This is a genomic window from Enterococcus sp. 1001283B150225_161107_E12, assembly GCF_015556925.1.
Classification (GTDB): Bacteria; Bacillota; Bacilli; order Lactobacillales; family Enterococcaceae; genus Enterococcus_B; species Enterococcus_B mundtii.
In genome coordinates this window covers 72,486-88,674 of the sequence record NZ_JADNNI010000016.1, presented here as the reverse complement: position 1 = coordinate 88,674, position 16,189 = coordinate 72,486, and the positions used below count along the sequence as shown (strand labels likewise).

The 16,189-nt window shown below is 36.9% G+C and carries 25 protein-coding genes; 8 read left to right on the top strand and 17 right to left on the bottom strand.

Features of this window, described 5'->3' with window-relative positions; genetic code table 11:
* Positions 1–177 precede the first annotated feature (177 nt).
* Positions 178–549 carry a YxeA family protein gene (locus I2F89_RS12050; protein ID WP_071867829.1) on the bottom strand — a complete coding sequence of 124 codons (372 nt, stop codon included), beginning with the start codon at positions 547–549 and terminating at the stop codon, positions 178–180.
* A gap of 159 nt (positions 550–708) precedes the next feature.
* On the opposite strand from I2F89_RS12050, the gene I2F89_RS12045 reads away from it, so the two are divergent.
* Complete coding sequence (locus I2F89_RS12045) at positions 709–894, top strand: hypothetical protein (RefSeq protein WP_071867830.1); 186 nt, start codon at positions 709–711, stop codon at positions 892–894.
* Between the two features lie 156 nt (positions 895–1,050).
* Here the strand turns inward: I2F89_RS12045 and I2F89_RS12040 are convergent, their stop codons facing one another.
* Complete coding sequence (locus I2F89_RS12040) at positions 1,051–1,239, bottom strand: hypothetical protein (RefSeq protein ID WP_195514403.1); 189 nt, start codon at positions 1,237–1,239, stop codon at positions 1,051–1,053.
* 22 nt (positions 1,240–1,261) lie between these two features.
* Positions 1,262–1,525 carry a hypothetical protein gene (locus I2F89_RS12035; RefSeq protein WP_071867831.1) on the bottom strand — a complete coding sequence of 88 codons (264 nt, stop codon included), beginning with the start codon at positions 1,523–1,525 and terminating at the stop codon, positions 1,262–1,264.
* Positions 1,526–1,695: 170 nt separating this feature from the next.
* On the opposite strand from I2F89_RS12035, the gene I2F89_RS12030 reads away from it, so the two are divergent.
* Positions 1,696–1,950, top strand: coding sequence for a glucose uptake protein (locus tag I2F89_RS12030; protein ID WP_071867832.1), 255 nt, complete (start codon positions 1,696–1,698; stop codon positions 1,948–1,950).
* Positions 1,951–2,023: 73 nt separating this feature from the next.
* Here the strand turns inward: I2F89_RS12030 and I2F89_RS12025 are convergent, their stop codons facing one another.
* Positions 2,024–2,458 (bottom strand): universal stress protein, encoded by a 435-nt coding sequence (locus tag I2F89_RS12025; RefSeq protein WP_071867833.1) that lies wholly within the window; start codon positions 2,456–2,458, stop codon positions 2,024–2,026.
* Between the two features lie 341 nt (positions 2,459–2,799).
* Between I2F89_RS12025 and I2F89_RS12020 the strand changes: the two genes are divergently transcribed.
* Complete coding sequence (locus I2F89_RS12020) at positions 2,800–3,414, top strand: LysM peptidoglycan-binding domain-containing protein (RefSeq protein ID WP_074799681.1); 615 nt, start codon at positions 2,800–2,802, stop codon at positions 3,412–3,414.
* Between the two features lie 53 nt (positions 3,415–3,467).
* Here the strand turns inward: I2F89_RS12020 and I2F89_RS12015 are convergent, their stop codons facing one another.
* The gene (locus I2F89_RS12015) at positions 3,468–4,025 is read right to left on the bottom strand and encodes a ClbS/DfsB family four-helix bundle protein (protein WP_195514402.1); all 558 of its coding nucleotides are present in this window, start codon (positions 4,023–4,025) and stop codon (positions 3,468–3,470) included.
* Positions 4,026–4,368: 343 nt separating this feature from the next.
* The gene (gene arsC, locus I2F89_RS12010) at positions 4,369–4,803 is read right to left on the bottom strand and encodes an arsenate reductase (thioredoxin) (RefSeq protein ID WP_071867097.1); all 435 of its coding nucleotides are present in this window, start codon (positions 4,801–4,803) and stop codon (positions 4,369–4,371) included.
* A 260-nt stretch (positions 4,804–5,063) separates the two neighbouring features.
* Between arsC and I2F89_RS12005 the strand changes: the two genes are divergently transcribed.
* The gene (locus I2F89_RS12005; RefSeq protein ID WP_195514401.1) at positions 5,064–5,642 is read left to right on the top strand and encodes a helix-turn-helix domain-containing protein; all 579 of its coding nucleotides are present in this window, start codon (positions 5,064–5,066) and stop codon (positions 5,640–5,642) included.
* A gap of 85 nt (positions 5,643–5,727) precedes the next feature.
* Here the strand turns inward: I2F89_RS12005 and I2F89_RS12000 are convergent, their stop codons facing one another.
* The 5 genes from I2F89_RS12000 to I2F89_RS11980 are packed head-to-tail and all read right to left on the bottom strand — an operon-like array spanning position 5,728 to position 7,502.
* Entirely contained in the window at positions 5,728–6,174 is a 447-nt protein-coding gene (locus I2F89_RS12000) for a GNAT family N-acetyltransferase (RefSeq protein WP_195514400.1), read from the bottom strand.
* 24 nt (positions 6,175–6,198) lie between these two features.
* The gene (locus I2F89_RS11995; protein WP_086334607.1) at positions 6,199–6,390 is read right to left on the bottom strand and encodes a hypothetical protein; all 192 of its coding nucleotides are present in this window, start codon (positions 6,388–6,390) and stop codon (positions 6,199–6,201) included.
* Positions 6,391–6,413: 23 nt separating this feature from the next.
* On the bottom strand, positions 6,414–6,536 hold the full coding sequence (locus tag I2F89_RS15670; protein ID WP_254905409.1) for a hypothetical protein: 123 nt from the start codon (positions 6,534–6,536) through the stop codon (positions 6,414–6,416).
* A 29-nt stretch (positions 6,537–6,565) separates the two neighbouring features.
* Positions 6,566–7,024 carry a GNAT family N-acetyltransferase gene (locus tag I2F89_RS11985; protein WP_115357556.1) on the bottom strand — a complete coding sequence of 153 codons (459 nt, stop codon included), beginning with the start codon at positions 7,022–7,024 and terminating at the stop codon, positions 6,566–6,568.
* Positions 7,014–7,502, bottom strand: a complete 489-nt coding sequence (locus I2F89_RS11980) for an ASCH domain-containing protein (RefSeq protein ID WP_229078125.1) — start codon at positions 7,500–7,502, stop codon at positions 7,014–7,016. Before I2F89_RS11980 ends, I2F89_RS11985 begins: the two co-directional genes overlap by 11 nt.
* Before the next feature lie 251 nt (positions 7,503–7,753).
* On the opposite strand from I2F89_RS11980, the gene I2F89_RS11975 reads away from it, so the two are divergent.
* On the top strand, positions 7,754–8,257 hold the full coding sequence (locus tag I2F89_RS11975; protein WP_195514399.1) for a phosphoribosylanthranilate isomerase: 504 nt from the start codon (positions 7,754–7,756) through the stop codon (positions 8,255–8,257).
* A 213-nt stretch (positions 8,258–8,470) separates the two neighbouring features.
* Here the strand turns inward: I2F89_RS11975 and I2F89_RS11970 are convergent, their stop codons facing one another.
* The 5 genes from I2F89_RS11970 to I2F89_RS11950 form a co-directional block, all read right to left on the bottom strand.
* Positions 8,471–8,647, bottom strand: coding sequence for a hypothetical protein (locus I2F89_RS11970; protein WP_195514398.1), 177 nt, complete (start codon positions 8,645–8,647; stop codon positions 8,471–8,473).
* 1 nt (position 8,648) lies between these two features.
* Positions 8,649–8,813: a hypothetical protein gene (locus tag I2F89_RS11965; RefSeq protein ID WP_019723294.1), complete on the bottom strand. Its 165-nt coding sequence runs from the start codon at positions 8,811–8,813 to the stop codon at positions 8,649–8,651.
* Positions 8,814–9,153: 340 nt separating this feature from the next.
* Complete coding sequence (locus I2F89_RS11960; RefSeq protein WP_081308350.1) at positions 9,154–9,579, bottom strand: IS1096 element passenger TnpR family protein; 426 nt, start codon at positions 9,577–9,579, stop codon at positions 9,154–9,156.
* 324 nt (positions 9,580–9,903) lie between these two features.
* Positions 9,904–10,242, bottom strand: coding sequence for a metal-sulfur cluster assembly factor (locus I2F89_RS11955; RefSeq protein WP_019723739.1), 339 nt, complete (start codon positions 10,240–10,242; stop codon positions 9,904–9,906).
* Between the two features lie 235 nt (positions 10,243–10,477).
* Entirely contained in the window at positions 10,478–11,407 is a 930-nt protein-coding gene (locus tag I2F89_RS11950) for a YitT family protein (protein WP_071867157.1), read from the bottom strand.
* Positions 11,408–11,581: 174 nt separating this feature from the next.
* On the opposite strand from I2F89_RS11950, the gene I2F89_RS11945 reads away from it, so the two are divergent.
* Complete coding sequence (locus I2F89_RS11945) at positions 11,582–12,076, top strand: YajQ family cyclic di-GMP-binding protein (RefSeq protein WP_019723741.1); 495 nt, start codon at positions 11,582–11,584, stop codon at positions 12,074–12,076.
* Between the two features lie 58 nt (positions 12,077–12,134).
* On the opposite strand, the gene I2F89_RS11940 is transcribed toward I2F89_RS11945, so the two are convergent.
* The gene (locus I2F89_RS11940; RefSeq protein WP_195514397.1) at positions 12,135–14,483 is read right to left on the bottom strand and encodes an ATP-dependent DNA helicase; all 2,349 of its coding nucleotides are present in this window, start codon (positions 14,481–14,483) and stop codon (positions 12,135–12,137) included.
* Between the two features lie 316 nt (positions 14,484–14,799).
* Here I2F89_RS11940 and I2F89_RS11935 point away from each other — a divergent pair, with 316 nt between their 5' ends.
* Positions 14,800–15,426, top strand: a complete 627-nt coding sequence (locus I2F89_RS11935) for an MBL fold metallo-hydrolase (protein ID WP_010735633.1) — start codon at positions 14,800–14,802, stop codon at positions 15,424–15,426.
* 23 nt (positions 15,427–15,449) lie between these two features.
* Positions 15,450–16,154 carry a histidine phosphatase family protein gene (locus I2F89_RS11930; RefSeq protein WP_074799691.1) on the top strand — a complete coding sequence of 235 codons (705 nt, stop codon included), beginning with the start codon at positions 15,450–15,452 and terminating at the stop codon, positions 16,152–16,154.
* Positions 16,155–16,189: the final 35 nt, after the last annotated feature.

Below are 16,189 nucleotides of genomic sequence, written 5' to 3'. Positions count from 1 at the left end.
TATGTTTTTTAATACCTAAAATGAAAATGGGACTGAAGAATCAATTTTGATTCATCAGTCCCATAAATTATAGAGCCGAAAATAAAATAAACCTAAGAACGAATGATTAAGTCATTAATCAATTATTCTTAGGCTTATTTTTTAATCCAATATTTAGTTTACATAATAAAAATAAAATCAACCAATTATAGCTAATGCTTCTTTAGGTACCTCTTCTTTGGGAATTTCTTCGTATGTTTCAACATGAGCGCCTTTATTCGTCAATCTCAAGTAACGGTCTTTTTTTAAAACAGATAACCCGTTAAATTCAATCTCGCGTTCGTTACCATTTGCATCAACTGCTTTTTGGATATATTTTGCTGTACCGAACGAATTGACTTCATCGGGCTGTTTTGTTTTGACATACACTTCTCCCTTTGTGACTAACGGATTCAATTGGTCAATAACTGCTGGCAATTCTCCACTAGCACCTTGCGTATAAAACTTTAAGCCAAATAACGCTAAGCCACTGAATACAACGGCACCTACTAATACTTTGATTACTTTCATTTTCCTACCTCCTCTTTACTCTTTGAGTATAGCCTGTAAAAAAATCAGATTCATCCGTCTCTAGATCGAGTTTTTTATCGGACTTTAGCACAGAAGTTATTTTTACAAAATTTCATAGATTTTTGCTATTATAATAGGAAAGAAAGGATGTGTTTCATTATGAATAAAGAAGAAATACTTCAGAAAATCAAAGATCTGGTCCAAAGTGGCAATTTCACTGAAGCCAAAACATTTTTCGAAGAGCATAAAGAACAATTAGGTCCTTACAAAGAAAAAGCCCAAGAATTTCTCCAAGGTGTCGATTTTCAAGGAATAACGGATAAATTCAAAAATCTGTTCAAATGAACAATCATCTTTTCGTAAGGTGGTTCGAGCCAGAATATCACATTTAGAAACAAAAGATCCCTGACAATCAACGATTGTCGGGGATCTTTTAAGGTTCTGGCGACTCTAAAACATTATGAGTATTTGCAAAAGCCACACTTTTATCAAAACCTGCTTTTAGTACAATCTTGTTGGATCATAGTGATACGTCACATTGCCATTCAGCTCGGCCTTTCCAACAATAAACTTGCGATTCTCAATTTTTAACCATGCTTCGCGAAAAGCCATGACTTCCTCACGTTTGACCTCTATTTTTTGGATTTTTCCATCCATCAACTCTTGGATCATTTGTTCATAGGTATTCATCTTTGATTGCCTCCAGCTTATTTCAATAATCAGTGAATATCGGTGCATGTATTTCTTTTGTATCTAAATCTTTCCGCACATTCACTTTCGTGTAAATTACCTTTTCCACTGGAATACTATAGTAACTCTCTTCCCCATCATTAAATTGATGGAAATCTGTTTTTGATAAAATACCGTCGATTTTATTCATTAAAACTCGCGGTTCCACACTATTACTTACGATATAATAGCAAATACGGATATCGTTTTCTAAATGTAGATCAACTTCTAAAACAACTTGGTCCATGAAACATTACACCCTTTCTTTAAAAGAATTATAACAATAAGTACGTTCAGAATCAAAAAAACAACTTTTTTGTTGAAATCAAGAAATTTTATGACATCTCCCCTTGTGCATGTACATACAAAGTGTTATTTTTAATTAAGTATTTCATTTTTCTTGGAGGCGTATATTGTATGGACACTATGGGACAACTGGTTTTTTATGTTCCTTTTTTTCTTATGACAACTTTAGCAATCTACTACACGAAATGGACGAAGCGGAAATTTTCCGTATTGCTGACACTTTTACCAGTCGCTTATTTTTCCCACAAAATATTTTCCCTTCGGCATTGGGAACCCACCCCAAAATTACTGTCACATGAATTAGGGTTGATTATTTCATTAACGATATTGATCTTATGGATTTATTACCTTTACAAACATCCTTAGTTACCAGTACTACTCTTCACGACTAAAAAAGCCACGTTGGAAATCAGCAACGCAGCTTATCAGGAATCGGAATTTATTTAACGACCAACACATTGCAAGGCGCATGTGTCACTACATAAGAAGCCGTTGATCCTACCAATGCTTGTTGGATCGAGCCTTTACCAGTCGCCCCCATCACGATCAAATCAATCGACTCTTGTTTCGGCAATACCGTGGCGAGCAAGGTTCTTGGATCACCCGTTTCCACGATTGCATGGATCGTTTCGATTCCAAATTCTTTTGCATCATTGATCCTCTTCAATAGTTCTACTTCTGTTTTTTGCTTTTCTTCCGCATAGATTTTCGAGAATGCATACGCACTGTGTGTCAATTCGATTTTATTGATAATTGAAACGATCAATAATTCTGATTGATTGTCTCTAGCTAATTCTAACGCTTCGGCAAATGCCTTCTCTGCTTTTTCTGAACCATCAATTGCCACCATTATTTTTTCATACATATTCGTCATCCATACCATCTCCTTGTTTCTTCTATTGTATCATTTTGATCGATTTTTATAAAAATTTCACTTTTTTACCGACAAATCAAAATTAATTTGCCGATTTTCTACTTTTTTGTTTTGCATTTTTCTAATAAAAAACAAATGTCAAAAACGCATGAATATCCTTTTATGATGTTTTTCTAATTAAAACGCACATTATTTATACATATCCTTGTTACAAAAAAGGAGCATTTGTCACAAACTGTCACGTATCTTTCACCTATGAAATATAATCCCATGGTAAAGTATTACTCGTTAGCGAAAACAGCTAATCAAAATAACTTTTTAAAACACGAAGGAGATCTTTCATGAAATCACTTAAAACAATTCTTTTTGGAACAACTTTGGCTGCCGGCGCTGCATTATTTATGGGTACTTCTGCACACGCAGACGAAGCCTACACTGTTCAATCAGGTGATACTTTATCAACGATTTCTCAAAAATACGTTGGTGACAACTCCTTGATCCAAACAATTGCCGAAGCGAACTCAATCTCAAACATTCACCTGATCTTTTCAGGTCAAGAACTAACTATTCCTACTGGTGAGCAAGCAGCTGCTCCTGTCGCTACTCAAGCGCCTGTAGAACCTGTTCAAGAAACAGCTCCAGTTGTGGAAACACCTGTAGTGGAACAAGCTCCTGTAGTAGAAGAAGCGCCAGTTGTGGAACAAGCACCTGCTACTGAAGTAGCTGTTTCAACTGGTACGAACGATGCCAAAGAATGGATCGCACAAAAAGAATCTAGCGGTTCTTACACAGCAACAAACGGACGCTATATCGGCCGTTACCAATTAGACTCTTCTTACTTGAACGGTGACTACTCTGCTGCCAATCAAGAAAGAGTAGCAGAACAATATGTTGCCTCTCGTTATGGCTCTTGGGACGCTGCAAAAGCTTTCTGGTTAGCTAACGGTTGGTACTAAAAAGAGCGATTTTGAAAAAATGGGAATCTTATTGATTCCTATTTTTTTTGTTCTTATTTCGCGTTAGTTCCCTTTTGTTTTTGCCTTTGACTTTGTTTGATTTTTTTGATCGCCCAATCATAATGGCTCGATGTAGCCGAAACAAAATAACCGCCAAGTGTCGTATTTCCTACCCAAGGATACTGTTTTTTTTGGAACAGCTGATCGTCATCAAAGGTTTTCGCCAGTAACATCACTTCTGCATGGCTTTCCTTCAACCAGTCAGACGCTTGCCGTAACGTAGTAGACTGGTGTTTTTTTGTAAAGGCACGATTCATTTCGGCTGTCGTTCGCCAATTATACGGCTCCGGCAAAAAAGGCACCGCTTCTCCCATTTGATTATCACTCACCCACTTTAATAGCAAACAATGCCACTCGTATAAATGGATCAACACGTCTTTGATCGTTTGATCCCTTCGCCAATGTGCTTCTTTTTTCTTTTCAAGAAATACTTCCTCAAAATCAAATGTCGCTTCTCTTTGTTCCTCAGGTATTGAATCGATCAACTGCTGTAACTTCTCATAATTTTCAGCTGCGAGTATCAATAATTCCTCTTTTGACTTTGGTCTCATATTCATCTCCTTATTAAAAATACATACGTTTTAAATCGTTTCCAATCTACCTATAATTCTAGTATGCCTGATTTCTAAAAAAAAGACGAGTAATATCCTAGAATGAATATACATTCTAGATGATTACTCGTCTTTATCCACTTGATTCAACGATCTTCATTCCATGTCTTGACTGAGAACCGCCTATCACTATACGCTTTTTTGAGCAAGTCATTTAACGGTACTCGCTTTGATACGCTGACAATGGCAAAGGCACCTTTTTCTTTAGTTCAATACTCCATTGAATTCTCGTTACCAAAAGAATAATACATATTTCTTCATTATAGACAGGTGTTTTTTACCCTTAGTTAGCCATATCCTTTATTTTTTCCTTGATGACTTCACGGGTCTTTCTAAATTCAGCAATAATTTCTTCTTCTGTCCCAGTAGCTTTTGCTGGATCTTCTAAATCCCAATGTTCATGACGGATATGAGCTGGAATCACTGGACATTTATCCAACGCATCGCCGCACAAAGTGATGATCAGGTCGGCATCTTTAAAATAATCTGGGTCAATCAAGTCTGAGGTTTGCCTCGTAATGTCGATGCCATCTTCTGCCATCACTTTTACGGCACGTGGATTCAACCCATGTGTCTCCACTCCAGCGCTGCGAACGTCAAATTGCTCCTCCAGATATGCATGACCATACCCTTCAGCGATCTGACTTCTGCATGAATTACCGGTACATAAAAAATAAACTTTCTTCTTTTCTACACTTGTTGTCTTCTCCAAAACCATTCCTCCAATCCATTAATCCTTTTAGGATTAAGTGTATGATATCATAAATTCAAGGGATCGTTAGTTTATTCAAAAAAAACGTATGGTTTTTAATAATGCAATGATCCGCCATTTACATAACAAATAACCAAGAATACTGACAAAACAGCATTTTAAAGCATGTCAAAGACTTTTTACATGCTAAATCTGGCAATGACAAAAACCTTTGATCGTCGATTTTGACCTCTTCGATCACACTGAGATAAGAAGGAGCGGATACTATGGACTTAAGTCATCAAATAAAAAAATATCGCAAACAACTAGCTTTCTCCCAAGAAGAATTAGCCGAAAAATTATATGTTTCAAGACAAACGATTTCAAACTGGGAGAATGAGCGTAGCTATCCCGATATTCATAATTTATTGTTACTGAGTGTCCTGTTTGACGTTTCTTTGGATCAATTAGTCAAAGGAGATGTGGAAAAGATGAAAGAAAATGTGACACTTCTGGAAATAAACAAATATACTAAAGTCATGCTCGTATCAATGCTCCTTGCTTTGATTTCAATTGGGCCATCCTTGTTTTTATCTGGTAATTGGCGATTAGCTCTTCCCTTGATCTTTTGGATCGTCAGCATGTACGGCGCAATAAAAGTCGAGGGAGTCAAAAAACAAGAGAATATCAAAACCTACAAAGAAATCGTTGCATTCATGGAAAACAAAGAAGTAGCACCTCTACGTAAACAAAGAGACAAGGTTAGAAATCGGATCGAAAAGGTAGGAATCGTCCTCTTGTTTGGATTGATTTGTGGGGTGATCGCATTACTCACAAGTCTGCCGTTTGTGCTATTCAATCGCTAGTAATATCGCAAAAAAACAAGATCAACCTTCAAGGATCGATCTTGTTTTTTGTTAATCGGAACCAAAACAAATTTTTTTGTACTCATTAGATCTGTTTAATGTTTTCCCAGATCATAAGGTATTCTTTCTCACCCGTCGATTCATCCATTTGTTCATCCACTTTTCTAAAGCCATTTCTAAAGTAGAATCGTATTGCTCCTTTATTCTTACCATAAACATGCAAGCTTATTCGTTCTTTTTCTTTTTTAGCAGCTTCAATCAGTTTTTGTCCGATTTTTCTATTTTGATATGTTGACTCTACAAAAATACCAGCTAAATAAGATTTGTCCACGATTCCCATAAAACCAACAATCTGACTATTCATTTCACAATAATAAATTTCTGCTTTTGGCAATTCTTTTTTCAACACCTCTTTTTTCTCATACCAATATGTCGCATCAATAAAATCATGTGTCCTGATATTGGTCGTTAACCAAATAGTTAGTAGCCGATCCATTATCTCTCGGTCTAGTTTCTTCACTTTTTTAATCATCCCATTACTCCTGAAAACTTATAGTTATTCTTCATACCTCTTCAAACGATCATTTAGATTGCCCGCATGGATGTCTACTGCTACCCGCGAACGTCCTTCTTCAATTTTGAGGTCTAGAAGACGAAGTTGTTCTGTATAACAAAGAAGTTGTTCCGGAGTGATTTGAAAATCAATATGATTGTAGGTTTTGAGAAGCTTTGTCTGCTTATCTTCCATCAACGCCACCCACAGATCACCGATCAATAAGAATGTTTCTGGAAATAAGGAGTATTGTTTTCCTTACTCGAATACACTTCTTTTGCATCAAAGACCTCCGTAAAGACTTCTGTCGAACATTTACGACCACGAATGACAACTGTCATGTGCGAGAGTTCCATCTTCGCTTTCTTTTTTAGTTAAGACTTTTTATCATTACCAAACATGGATTCCATTCATCCCATAAGGTTGGGAACACTTCTAGCTCAACAAAACCCATCCTTCGGTAGAAGTGAATCGTCTGATCATAGATAGCGTAATGCCCTTCGGCGACTGTTTTCACTTGTAAAAATAGGTAATGTTCTCTTGCATACGATTCTAGCTCTCCTAGTAATCGCTTACCTAACCCTCGATGATGATAGGCTTTTTTGATTCCCATACAATAGATCTCACCGGTGGCTTTACTTGTTTCTTTTAAACTGATAAACCCTATTGGCTCGCTAGCTTCTTGTAAGACCCACAATGGATACTTTTGGCATTCCTCAACATATTCTTGTGTCGAATCTGGCAAGCCAAACCACTCTGGCAAATCATTCAAGATTTCTTGGACGATTTTTTTCTTTTCTATTGCTTCTTCTACTAAATCAATACGCATTGGTTTCCTCACTTTTCGGCAAATATCGATCAACAAGTTGGAATCGTTCAAAGACGATTTTCGTTTCTTCATTGAGCAATAGTCCATGTTCTTCATAGTAAGGTTTGAAATAATTGTAATGTCCCTTTTGCCAATACATAAGAGATAAGTCGCCTTCACCTTCTGTAGCTGCCAGTTCTTCGGTAATTTCTTTCCAAGGTAGGATCAACACTTCGACAGTCTGGATAATACCAATCGGTACATCAGAGCTATTCACAACGACGGAGTAGTCACCCACTTTAGGTAATGGTTCGTTATCCATTTGGTAAAACTCATACCCTGAGCTTGTCCCTATTTTCTTCCCTTCCAATACCAAATCTGCTAATTCATCTGCGTGTTCTTTCGTATTTCCAAAAGCAAAAATTTCATATAATGATGCTTGTGGCACACCATTTTTTAAGCAAAAGCTTTCCCAATATTTTTGTACTTCTAGGTTCAATCTGTCACCAACTTTCTGATTGATAGTAAATCAAGTGTACCAAAAATAGGAAAACTAAGCCATTCACACTCAATTTTTTACACCTCCTACAGTCAAATCTATAGTTGCTTACCAGCTTCATTTCTTAAATACAAGAAATAAAAAAACTAGACTCACTTTTTGAGAGAATCTAGTTTTGTTTTCAGGATGAAATGGAAAATTAGACATCCACTTTGTTACAATAAATGCAACCAAAGAAAAGGAGAAAATTCATGGAACTTTATTTCAAAGAATTTTTATTGATCACGCAAAAATTAAACAAGCAACAGATTACTCCGCTACTACTAGGTTCATTGGGCTTGTCTTACTTAACAGATATCGACTGGCAACCAAGAGACATTGACATCCACGTTCCTGGCGATCCCCGTGGTTGGGAAGCACCCGATGAAGATCGCTTGCACAATTGGCAAAGCATCTTAAAAATCATGGAAACGTTGAGTTACCATCTAGTTGATTTACACGAACATGAATTTGCTAAAGATTCTTATACCATCCAATTTGGCAGCATGGACAGTCTTCTCGGCTTTTCAGGTATTCCACTTAATGAACTCTCTCTAATCAGGATCGACGACTGTTCCTTCTACTTACCTACAGCGGAACAATATTTAAAAATCTATCAACGTTCCGCTAAAGATAGTTACCGTGCAGAGAAAAATAATCATAAGGATCTAGCAAAGATCGAGTATTTGGAAAAGTACTTAGATGGGAATACGTAATAAGTGATTTTAAATAAGACGGTGCAACACCTACCTTACTCGGCGATTTTCCGTTAAATACTAATTTCTTTTTCTCTTTTATTTCAAGCTTGCTAATATCTAAATCTTTGATTGCTAACGTAAAAAAACCTAAGAGATGTTCTTGTGTTTCGTCTTTAAAAATCAAGTACGTCCTTGTCGCATGATAAAGCTCTTTTTGTATGGCATCATGTTTTAAAATTCAGTCATTTCTGAATTGTTTCCACAAAAAAAAGAAGATTCTACAAAGTTCGAAAAGCGTTCTCTTACCTTCTTTCTAAGAGCTTTATTTCCAATCTCAATTTCCTCTTCTTTAATTACTTCAACCAGCATTTTGATCTTTTTACTTAATGAAATCACAGTATAGTCCATATTATTTTTTTCTCATCCAATTAGGTACTTGATCCTTGTTACTAATACGATCACTAGATTTCTTTTCTAATAAGTCATAGAATTTTTTTGTAGGATGCGTATTTTCAATAATTTTGACATCTTCATTAGATAAAATAATTGGACGTTCCAAACTTATGTTTGCCATAAATACCGACTCCTTATTATTATTAACTACACGATAGATTATATTATTTCTTCGCAGTAATTTAAATACGTTACATACAAAGTACACACGTTATCCCTAACGATACTTAAAATTTTAAGCAGAGTTTCATTGATCGGATAAACATTTCTGTCATCTTCCATTTAAAATTTGGTTATCTCTAAACTAAAAAGTGTCACATAATTAGTAAAAAACAAAATGATTTTTTTTTGAACTGTTTTATTCACTTTCATCCTTATAGTAGTACTATCTAAGACAAAAAAAGATTCAACGATTTTGAAACATAATCACTCATATTCACTCTTTTGGCGTTTATTAGAAATCACTCAAAAAAATTGAAATATTGTTCAGGTGGTTCTCCCACACTTTTTAATACTTCATAGCCTCCTTCATCATCTTCAATGACACGTAACACTTTGCATTGAAATCTCCAATCATCACCAAAATCAAAGACAAACTTGAATTTATCTCCTTTTTTCAGACCGAGTTGATAAAGTTTATAGTCACAGGTATGAAGGTATTCGTGTCCCATGTCAACTTCTGCCATGTAGTAACATTTATTTCCACTCCAAGCAGAATTGTCCATAAAAAATGCATGTGCGTGATCATTGATAAAATCAAATGAATCCAAGATAATTTCAGCAAAATCTTCAAGTGTCTCATCTGTTGACACACTAATGTGCCGATAACAACCTGATCCTATTGAAATACTAAATACAATTGCTTGATTGTCTTTTTGAGAAATCATTTTAATCCAACCTTTCTAAAGTAACCAAAAATTTTATAAGTTAACAACCTACCCGTTCTATGTACAGGTTTTTACATCAAAATTGATCATGAGAATAGCTACTATAACTATTATATCGTTTGTAAGAGTGAAAACGTACTAATTTATTTATTTTCGATTACATTAAAGTTTGCTAATTTTCGTCTGTATCGTTCAACTAACCCAACATTTTTCATAATAAAAAACTCTTTAATCAACTTTTCAAAAAAGTTGGTTAAAGAGTTCAACGTTTACTTCATCATTCGTTATATTACAGATCCGATCTACCTTCTAAAGAACCATTACCTAACGAATCCCAAGCGCAATTCGTGCATAACGACTCATTTTATCGGTCGTCCAAGCGGGATACCAGACTAATTTGACTTCTGCTTTCGACACTTCTGGCACTTCTTTTAGTGCATCATGGATCGATTCAGTCAAGATATCAGCTAACGGACAGCCCATCGTTGTCAAAGTCATTTTAACAACGGTATCTCCATTTTCAGGGTCAAATTCGATTTCATAGATCAAACCTAGGTTCACGATATCGATTCCTAGTTCTGGGTCAATCACCATTTCTAACGCGGTGAGAATTCGCTCTTTGATTTCATCTACTTCTTCAGCAGACCATTTTTGTTCACTCATTCTTCGGATTCTCCTTCTCACAATTTTTGTTTATCATACCTTTTTTTAAAGGGTTTGTAAATATTCATTTGGCTAGCAAGGTCTGGACAGAAGTCTTTCACCTCAAGAACTAAGGTAACAGCTACGCAAATTTTTTATAGATCCTCTTAGTTCCTAAGAAGTTACTTCTTTTTCCACTAGTTATTCGGTTCAAAGGTGACAGACAAGGGTGTAGATTTGTTTGTCTATCCCTTTTTTATTTGCTTTTTGCCTTTTTAGATGCATGTTTGATTTCAGGAAGAACCCCTGTTGAACGATACATTTTTTGTTCATTCTCATTGGCAAAGCGACCAAAAACGGAATGCGTTGGTAAAATATTGATGAACGCATCTTCGTCGATCTCATGGACGATTTGATCAAGATCATACATTTCGTAACGTGTGATAACCATCATGATCATTTTTCCTTCACGTTTTGAATATCCACCAACTGAAGGTAAGAGAGTCATCCCCCGAACCATGCGTTGCGCAATTTCAGCAGTCACTTCTTCTGGTCTCACTGTGACGATCATGGCGGTCACTTTTTGGTGACTCGTATGGATCGCATCGATGACTTGTGTCATTGCATAAATCGAGATGATCGTATACAAAGCACTTTCCCAATTAAAGAGGAAGCCAGCTGCTACGACGATAATACCATTTAAAATCAGCATATAGTTTCCTACGGTTTTCCCTGTCGTTTGAGAAAGAACCAATGAAATGATGTCCATTCCACCAGTCGTAAAACCCATTTTTAGAGAAATACCGACGCCGACGCCAAGTAAAACACCACCGACTAATGCATTCATTAGTATATTATCTGTTACCTGTCCTGTCGGTAAAACTGTCGTCATGACTGACACACAAACAACGTTGATGAAACTAAGTACAGTTGCGCGTTTTCCGACTTTTAGAAAGCCTAGTATAAATACAGGAATATTCAATAGAAAAATAAACGTTCCAGTATCGACATCTATATGGACCCATTCAGATAATAGTGAAGCAATGATTTGGGCGATCCCGTTCATTCCTGCAGAAAAGACGTTGGCTGGAATCAAAAAATAATTCAATGCCACCGCTGCAGACAAACCGGTCATCAAGATAACCACTATTTTCTTAAGATTTTCGTTTCTTTGATAGACAGTCATGAATCTGCTCACAAGCACCTCTCCTTTTCAAGTTTATTCCAAATGTAAGAATAACAGTTTCTTCCAGAAAATAAAATAGTGACTACTTAAATGAGAAGAATTTTAGTAAAGATGTCACAAAAAAAATAAGCCTATGCTACAATAAAAGAAAACCGAATGAACGAGGAGGACATTATGGCAAAAGATGCAAGTTTCGATATCATTTCAGAAGTATCTGTTGAAGAAGTAAAAAATGCAATCCAACAAACCACGAAAGAATTAACTAACCGTTTCGATTTCAAGGATTCAACGGTTGAGATCAAGTTAGAGAATACAAATAAATTAGTTGTGCTAAGTGATGATGAATTTAAAATCGAACAAATCAAAGATGTTTTGTTTGGAAAATTGAATAAACGCAATGTGCCAATCAAAAATATCCACTTTTCTGAAACGGAACACGCTTTAGGTGGTAAAGCGCGCCAGTCTGCTGATCTAGTCAATGGGATCGACCGAGATAATGGTAAGAAGATCACGACAGCGATCAAAAATGAAAAACTAAAAGTGAAAACACAGATCCAAGAAGACCAGATCCGCGTAACTGGTAAGAATCGTGATGACCTCCAAGCAGTGATTGCACTTTTACGAAAACTAGACTTGCCGATTGAATTGCAATTTACGAACTACCGTTAGTTCATGGGTACTATTGAGATATCATCAAAAAAGGACAAGCATTTTGCTTCGTCCTTTTTTAGTGGTCTTGCCAAAACTGATGGATAGTTTGTGATAATGCCTCAACTGTCCGAACTTCTTTTGTTTCGTGCCAATGTGGCGGGAAAAGTTTACGATAATTTGATGAGGCAAAGCGTTGATCGGCTAAAAGCACAATGCCTTGATCTTCCATATCTCTGATTACTCGCCCAGCTGCTTGCAATACTTTATTCATTCCTGGTAACTGGTAAGCATAAGCAAAACCTAGCTGTTCTTTTTCATCATAGTAAGATTTGATCAACTCTTGCTCATGATTCATTTGTGGTAAGCCAACACCCACGATCATACTACCAATCAAGCGTGATCCGCGTAGATCGATTCCTTCTGAAAAAATGCCGCCAAGTACACAAAAGCCGACTAATGTTTCTTGCGGCTCGACTATAAATTCTGCTAAGAAAGCTTCTCGTTCTTGCTCATTCAACTTGGTTCCTTGGATAAGTGTGCGAGTCGAAGGGTAAGTTTCTTTGAACACTTCGGCGACTTGGTCCAGATATTGATAGGAAGGAAAGAAAATCATATAATTGCCCGTCTTCCCTTGAATGAAACGTTGAATCGTTTCTACTAAACGTGGCATACTCTGCTCTCTTTTGCGATACGTCGTTTCAAGATAACTTGCTATAAGTACTTGTTGATTCTCAATTGGGAATGGACTAGGTAAGCGATACGCTAAACTCTCTTTGCCCCCTAATGTTTCTTGATAATAAGAAAGTGGTGAAAAACTCGCGGAAAACAAAAGGCTACTCCGCCCTTTATTCAACGATTGTTCTAAAAATAAACTAGGATCGATGCAAAATTGCTTCACGATCAAATCATGGTAACTTTTCTCTACAGTTGTTTCATAGTGATCGTCATAGAATTCACTAATTTTTAAAAAATGATTCAAGTCAAAATAAAATCCTAAAATTTGCTCTTGCATCGGATGCTCAGGATATTCAGCCAACCATTCTTGAATAAATTCACCGAGTTGAAACCCTGCATTGATCAATGAATCTGCTGGGGCTTTTTGATGATGATAGTTCCATCCTTCTTCAAGAGCAATTTCTTGAATCTGATCAAAAGCTTTTAAAAGACGATTCCATCGACGACGTAGTTTTTTAAATTCCTTTGGGATCTCTCCATAGACCTTACGTGCTTTCCCATAAGATAACTCAGCAGAATACATTTCTCTTGAACGATTGACTAAATTGTGTGCCTCATCGATCAAGAAAAGATGATCTTCATTTTTCTCTTCATCAAAAAATCGTCTCAAGTAAACCGTTGGGTCGAAAAGATAGTTGTAATCTCCGATAATCACGTCACACCATAAGCTGACATCTAAAGAGAGTTCAAATGGGCATAAAGTATGTTTCTTGGCATATTTCTCAATCACCTCACGAGTGATCTGGTTTTCGTGGTTCAATAAATCCCATAGCCCCTCGTTGATTCGATTATAATAGCCATTTGCATAAGGGCATTGGTCGGGATTACACGTTGTCTCATCTAAGAAACAAATCTTATCTTTCGCTGTCAAGGTCACACTTTTTGTCTCAGCCCCAACATCTTTTAACGCTGTTAACGCATCTTCAGCCACCTGTCTCGTAATGGTTTTCGCGGTTAAGTAAAAAATACGTTCTCCTTCATCTTCTCCGATCGCCTTTAGGGCTGGAAATAATGTAGAGATCGTTTTTCCAGTACCAGTGGGGGCTTCCGCGAACAGCTTTTGTTTTGTCCGGATCGTTTTATAGGCAGCAACTGCCAGTTCCCTTTGTCCTTTACGATACTCTTCGTATGGAAACTTTAGCGCCATCAATGAGGCATTACGTACAGTACGCCAATTTTCCTGAAAAATCAGCCACTCTTGGTAATCCTCGGTCAGTTTTTTAAAAAACACTTCCAGTTGTTCTCTCGTCTGATGTTCAACTTTCCGTGTGATTACTTCTTCTGTGGTTTGATAATAAGTGAGCTGGAGGTTGATCTCCTCTAAGTTGTTTTCTTGACTATAAATATAGGCGTACACTCTTGCTTGATGAAAAAACAATTCGACTTGTTCGGGTTTTAAATCTTCAAAGCGCGGTTCCGACGTTTTGATTTCGTCGATGTGGTACACACCATCTTTTTTGAAAATACCATCTGCTCGTCCTTCAACGATTAGTTCATAAGGATCAAGCTGTACACTGGTTTGTAAGAACACTTCTTTTTGATACTCTTCGCCTGCTTCTTTTTGGAGCTTGCGGTGGATTTTTGCACCTTCTAAGGCGGTATGATTACTTTTCTTTAGATTATCGATACTTCCGCGACGCAAGATGAACTCGACTAAGTGACGGACGGATATTTTAGATTTTTTCACCATGGTCGCCTCCTTCTTGTATTAGAGTACCGCAAAATAGACCGTTTCGCAAAAAACAAAAACACCCTGCTCGGATAAGCAGGGATATAGGATATAGAATTTGGATTTTTGGATACACTCAATGTAACAAGACTAAATGAAAAATCAATGAAAATTTTCTATTCTTCCGTTTAAAATTTTTAAACACTTTTCATATAATCTGACAATTCAGATAACTACTGTTATAAAAGTAGACACTTTTGTTTCTGATCTCTATTTGCGTTATACTTATATCGAACGATAGAAGAAAGAAATTTTTAAAAGTTGGAGGTTTCCTTTTATGCATGTTTTACAATTGAAAACTGGAACAATCGAGGAAAACTGTTACCTTGTATACAACGACGAAGCGCTTCTGATCATTGATCCAGGTGCTGACGCTGAAATGATCCAAGAACAAATCAAGAAGACCCAGCAACAACCTGTCGCTATTTTACTAACGCATACGCATTACGACCACATTGGCGCTGTCGAAGCATTGAGAAATACCTATGACATCCCTGTCTATGTCAGTCCATTAGAACAAGAATGGCTTGGAGATCCCATCTTGAATCTCTCAGGACTTGGTCGCCATGATGATATGGATAATATCATTGTTTCTCCTGCGGAATATGAATTTGAAATGAAACAATACCGTCTTGGGAATATGTCATTTGAAGTCGTTCCAACACCTGGTCATTCAGCCGGTAGTGTTAGCTTTATTTTCGATGACTTCGTGATATCTGGAGACGCACTCTTTAAAGGGAGTATCGGTCGCACCGATCTCTACACCGGTAATTTAGAGCAGTTACTCTATAGCATCACGACACAACTTTTTGTTCTACCAAATGAATTTGTGGTCTATCCTGGCCATGGAGAACCAACAACGATTGAACACGAGAAAAAAACAAACCCATTTTTTAACGCTTAATCAAACTTAGGAGGTCGTTCAACATGAGTGAAACAACCCTGTATATCGTCCGTCATGGTAAAACAATGTTCAATACGATTGAACGTGTGCAAGGCTGGTGTGACACACCATTGACGAAACAAGGACAAGAAGGTATCCATTTTTTAGGTAAAGGTCTAAAAGATATCGATTTTTCTTACGCCTATTCAAGCGACAGTGGCCGAGCAATCGAAACGGCACGGATCATTTTAAGCGAACATACAAAAGGAAAAGAAATTCCTTACTTTATTGATAAACGGATTCGTGAATGGTGTTTTGGTTCGCTAGAAGGTGGCTACGATATGGAGATGTGGGGTGTCATTCCTCGCGTACTAAATTTTCAAACATACGATGAGATGTTCACCACAGATGTTACCTTTGAACAAATCGCTAATGCCATCTATGAGACGGATACTGCTGGCTGGGCGCAACCTTATGCAGAATTAAAAGAACGTGTCTGGTCAGGTTTTGAAGATATCGCTCATCAGTGTGAGAAGAACAATGGTGGCAATGTTTTAGTCGTCTCCCACGGCCTAACGATTGCTTTTCTTCTTAGCTTGATCGATCCTTCTCAACCAGTTCGTGCTGGTTTGTTAAATGGTAGTGTCACAAAAGTAACCTATAAAAATGGTCGTTTTTCAATTGAAAGTGTCAATGACACAAGCTATATCGAACAAGGAAAGCAACAAACAAGAGAATCCTTTATGTGATGACTCGTTGAATAAGTGCATTGAAGTCTTTTGAT

Coding starts and splice junctions, on each gene's coding strand:
- I2F89_RS12050 (WP_071867829.1), bottom strand. CDS start 549: ATGAAAGTAATCAAAGTATTAGTAGGTGCCGTTGTATTCAGTGGCTTA.
- I2F89_RS12045 (WP_071867830.1), top strand. CDS start 709: ATGAATAAAGAAGAAATACTTCAGAAAATCAAAGATCTGGTCCAAAGT.
- I2F89_RS12040 (WP_195514403.1), bottom strand. CDS start 1,239: ATGAATACCTATGAACAAATGATCCAAGAGTTGATGGATGGAAAAATC.
- I2F89_RS12035 (WP_071867831.1), bottom strand. CDS start 1,525: ATGGACCAAGTTGTTTTAGAAGTTGATCTACATTTAGAAAACGATATC.
- I2F89_RS12030 (WP_071867832.1), top strand. CDS start 1,696: ATGGACACTATGGGACAACTGGTTTTTTATGTTCCTTTTTTTCTTATG.
- I2F89_RS12025 (WP_071867833.1), bottom strand. CDS start 2,458: ATGACGAATATGTATGAAAAAATAATGGTGGCAATTGATGGTTCAGAA.
- I2F89_RS12020 (WP_074799681.1), top strand. CDS start 2,800: ATGAAATCACTTAAAACAATTCTTTTTGGAACAACTTTGGCTGCCGGC.
- I2F89_RS12015 (WP_195514402.1), bottom strand. CDS start 4,025: ATGAGACCAAAGTCAAAAGAGGAATTATTGATACTCGCAGCTGAAAAT.
- arsC (WP_071867097.1), bottom strand. CDS start 4,803: ATGGTTTTGGAGAAGACAACAAGTGTAGAAAAGAAGAAAGTTTATTTT.
- I2F89_RS12005 (WP_195514401.1), top strand. CDS start 5,064: ATGGACTTAAGTCATCAAATAAAAAAATATCGCAAACAACTAGCTTTC.
- I2F89_RS12000 (WP_195514400.1), bottom strand. CDS start 6,174: ATGATTAAAAAAGTGAAGAAACTAGACCGAGAGATAATGGATCGGCTA.
- I2F89_RS11995 (WP_086334607.1), bottom strand. CDS start 6,390: ATGGAAGATAAGCAGACAAAGCTTCTCAAAACCTACAATCATATTGAT.
- I2F89_RS15670 (WP_254905409.1), bottom strand. CDS start 6,536: ATGACAGTTGTCATTCGTGGTCGTAAATGTTCGACAGAAGTCTTTACG.
- I2F89_RS11985 (WP_115357556.1), bottom strand. CDS start 7,024: ATGCGTATTGATTTAGTAGAAGAAGCAATAGAAAAGAAAAAAATCGTC.
- I2F89_RS11975 (WP_195514399.1), top strand. CDS start 7,754: ATGGAACTTTATTTCAAAGAATTTTTATTGATCACGCAAAAATTAAAC.
- I2F89_RS11970 (WP_195514398.1), bottom strand. CDS start 8,647: ATGGACTATACTGTGATTTCATTAAGTAAAAAGATCAAAATGCTGGTT.
- I2F89_RS11965 (WP_019723294.1), bottom strand. CDS start 8,813: ATGGCAAACATAAGTTTGGAACGTCCAATTATTTTATCTAATGAAGAT.
- I2F89_RS11960 (WP_081308350.1), bottom strand. CDS start 9,579: ATGATTTCTCAAAAAGACAATCAAGCAATTGTATTTAGTATTTCAATA.
- I2F89_RS11955 (WP_019723739.1), bottom strand. CDS start 10,242: ATGAGTGAACAAAAATGGTCTGCTGAAGAAGTAGATGAAATCAAAGAG.
- I2F89_RS11950 (WP_071867157.1), bottom strand. CDS start 11,407: ATGACTGTCTATCAAAGAAACGAAAATCTTAAGAAAATAGTGGTTATC.
- I2F89_RS11945 (WP_019723741.1), top strand. CDS start 11,582: ATGGCAAAAGATGCAAGTTTCGATATCATTTCAGAAGTATCTGTTGAA.
- I2F89_RS11940 (WP_195514397.1), bottom strand. CDS start 14,483: ATGGTGAAAAAATCTAAAATATCCGTCCGTCACTTAGTCGAGTTCATC.
- I2F89_RS11935 (WP_010735633.1), top strand. CDS start 14,800: ATGCATGTTTTACAATTGAAAACTGGAACAATCGAGGAAAACTGTTAC.
- I2F89_RS11930 (WP_074799691.1), top strand. CDS start 15,450: ATGAGTGAAACAACCCTGTATATCGTCCGTCATGGTAAAACAATGTTC.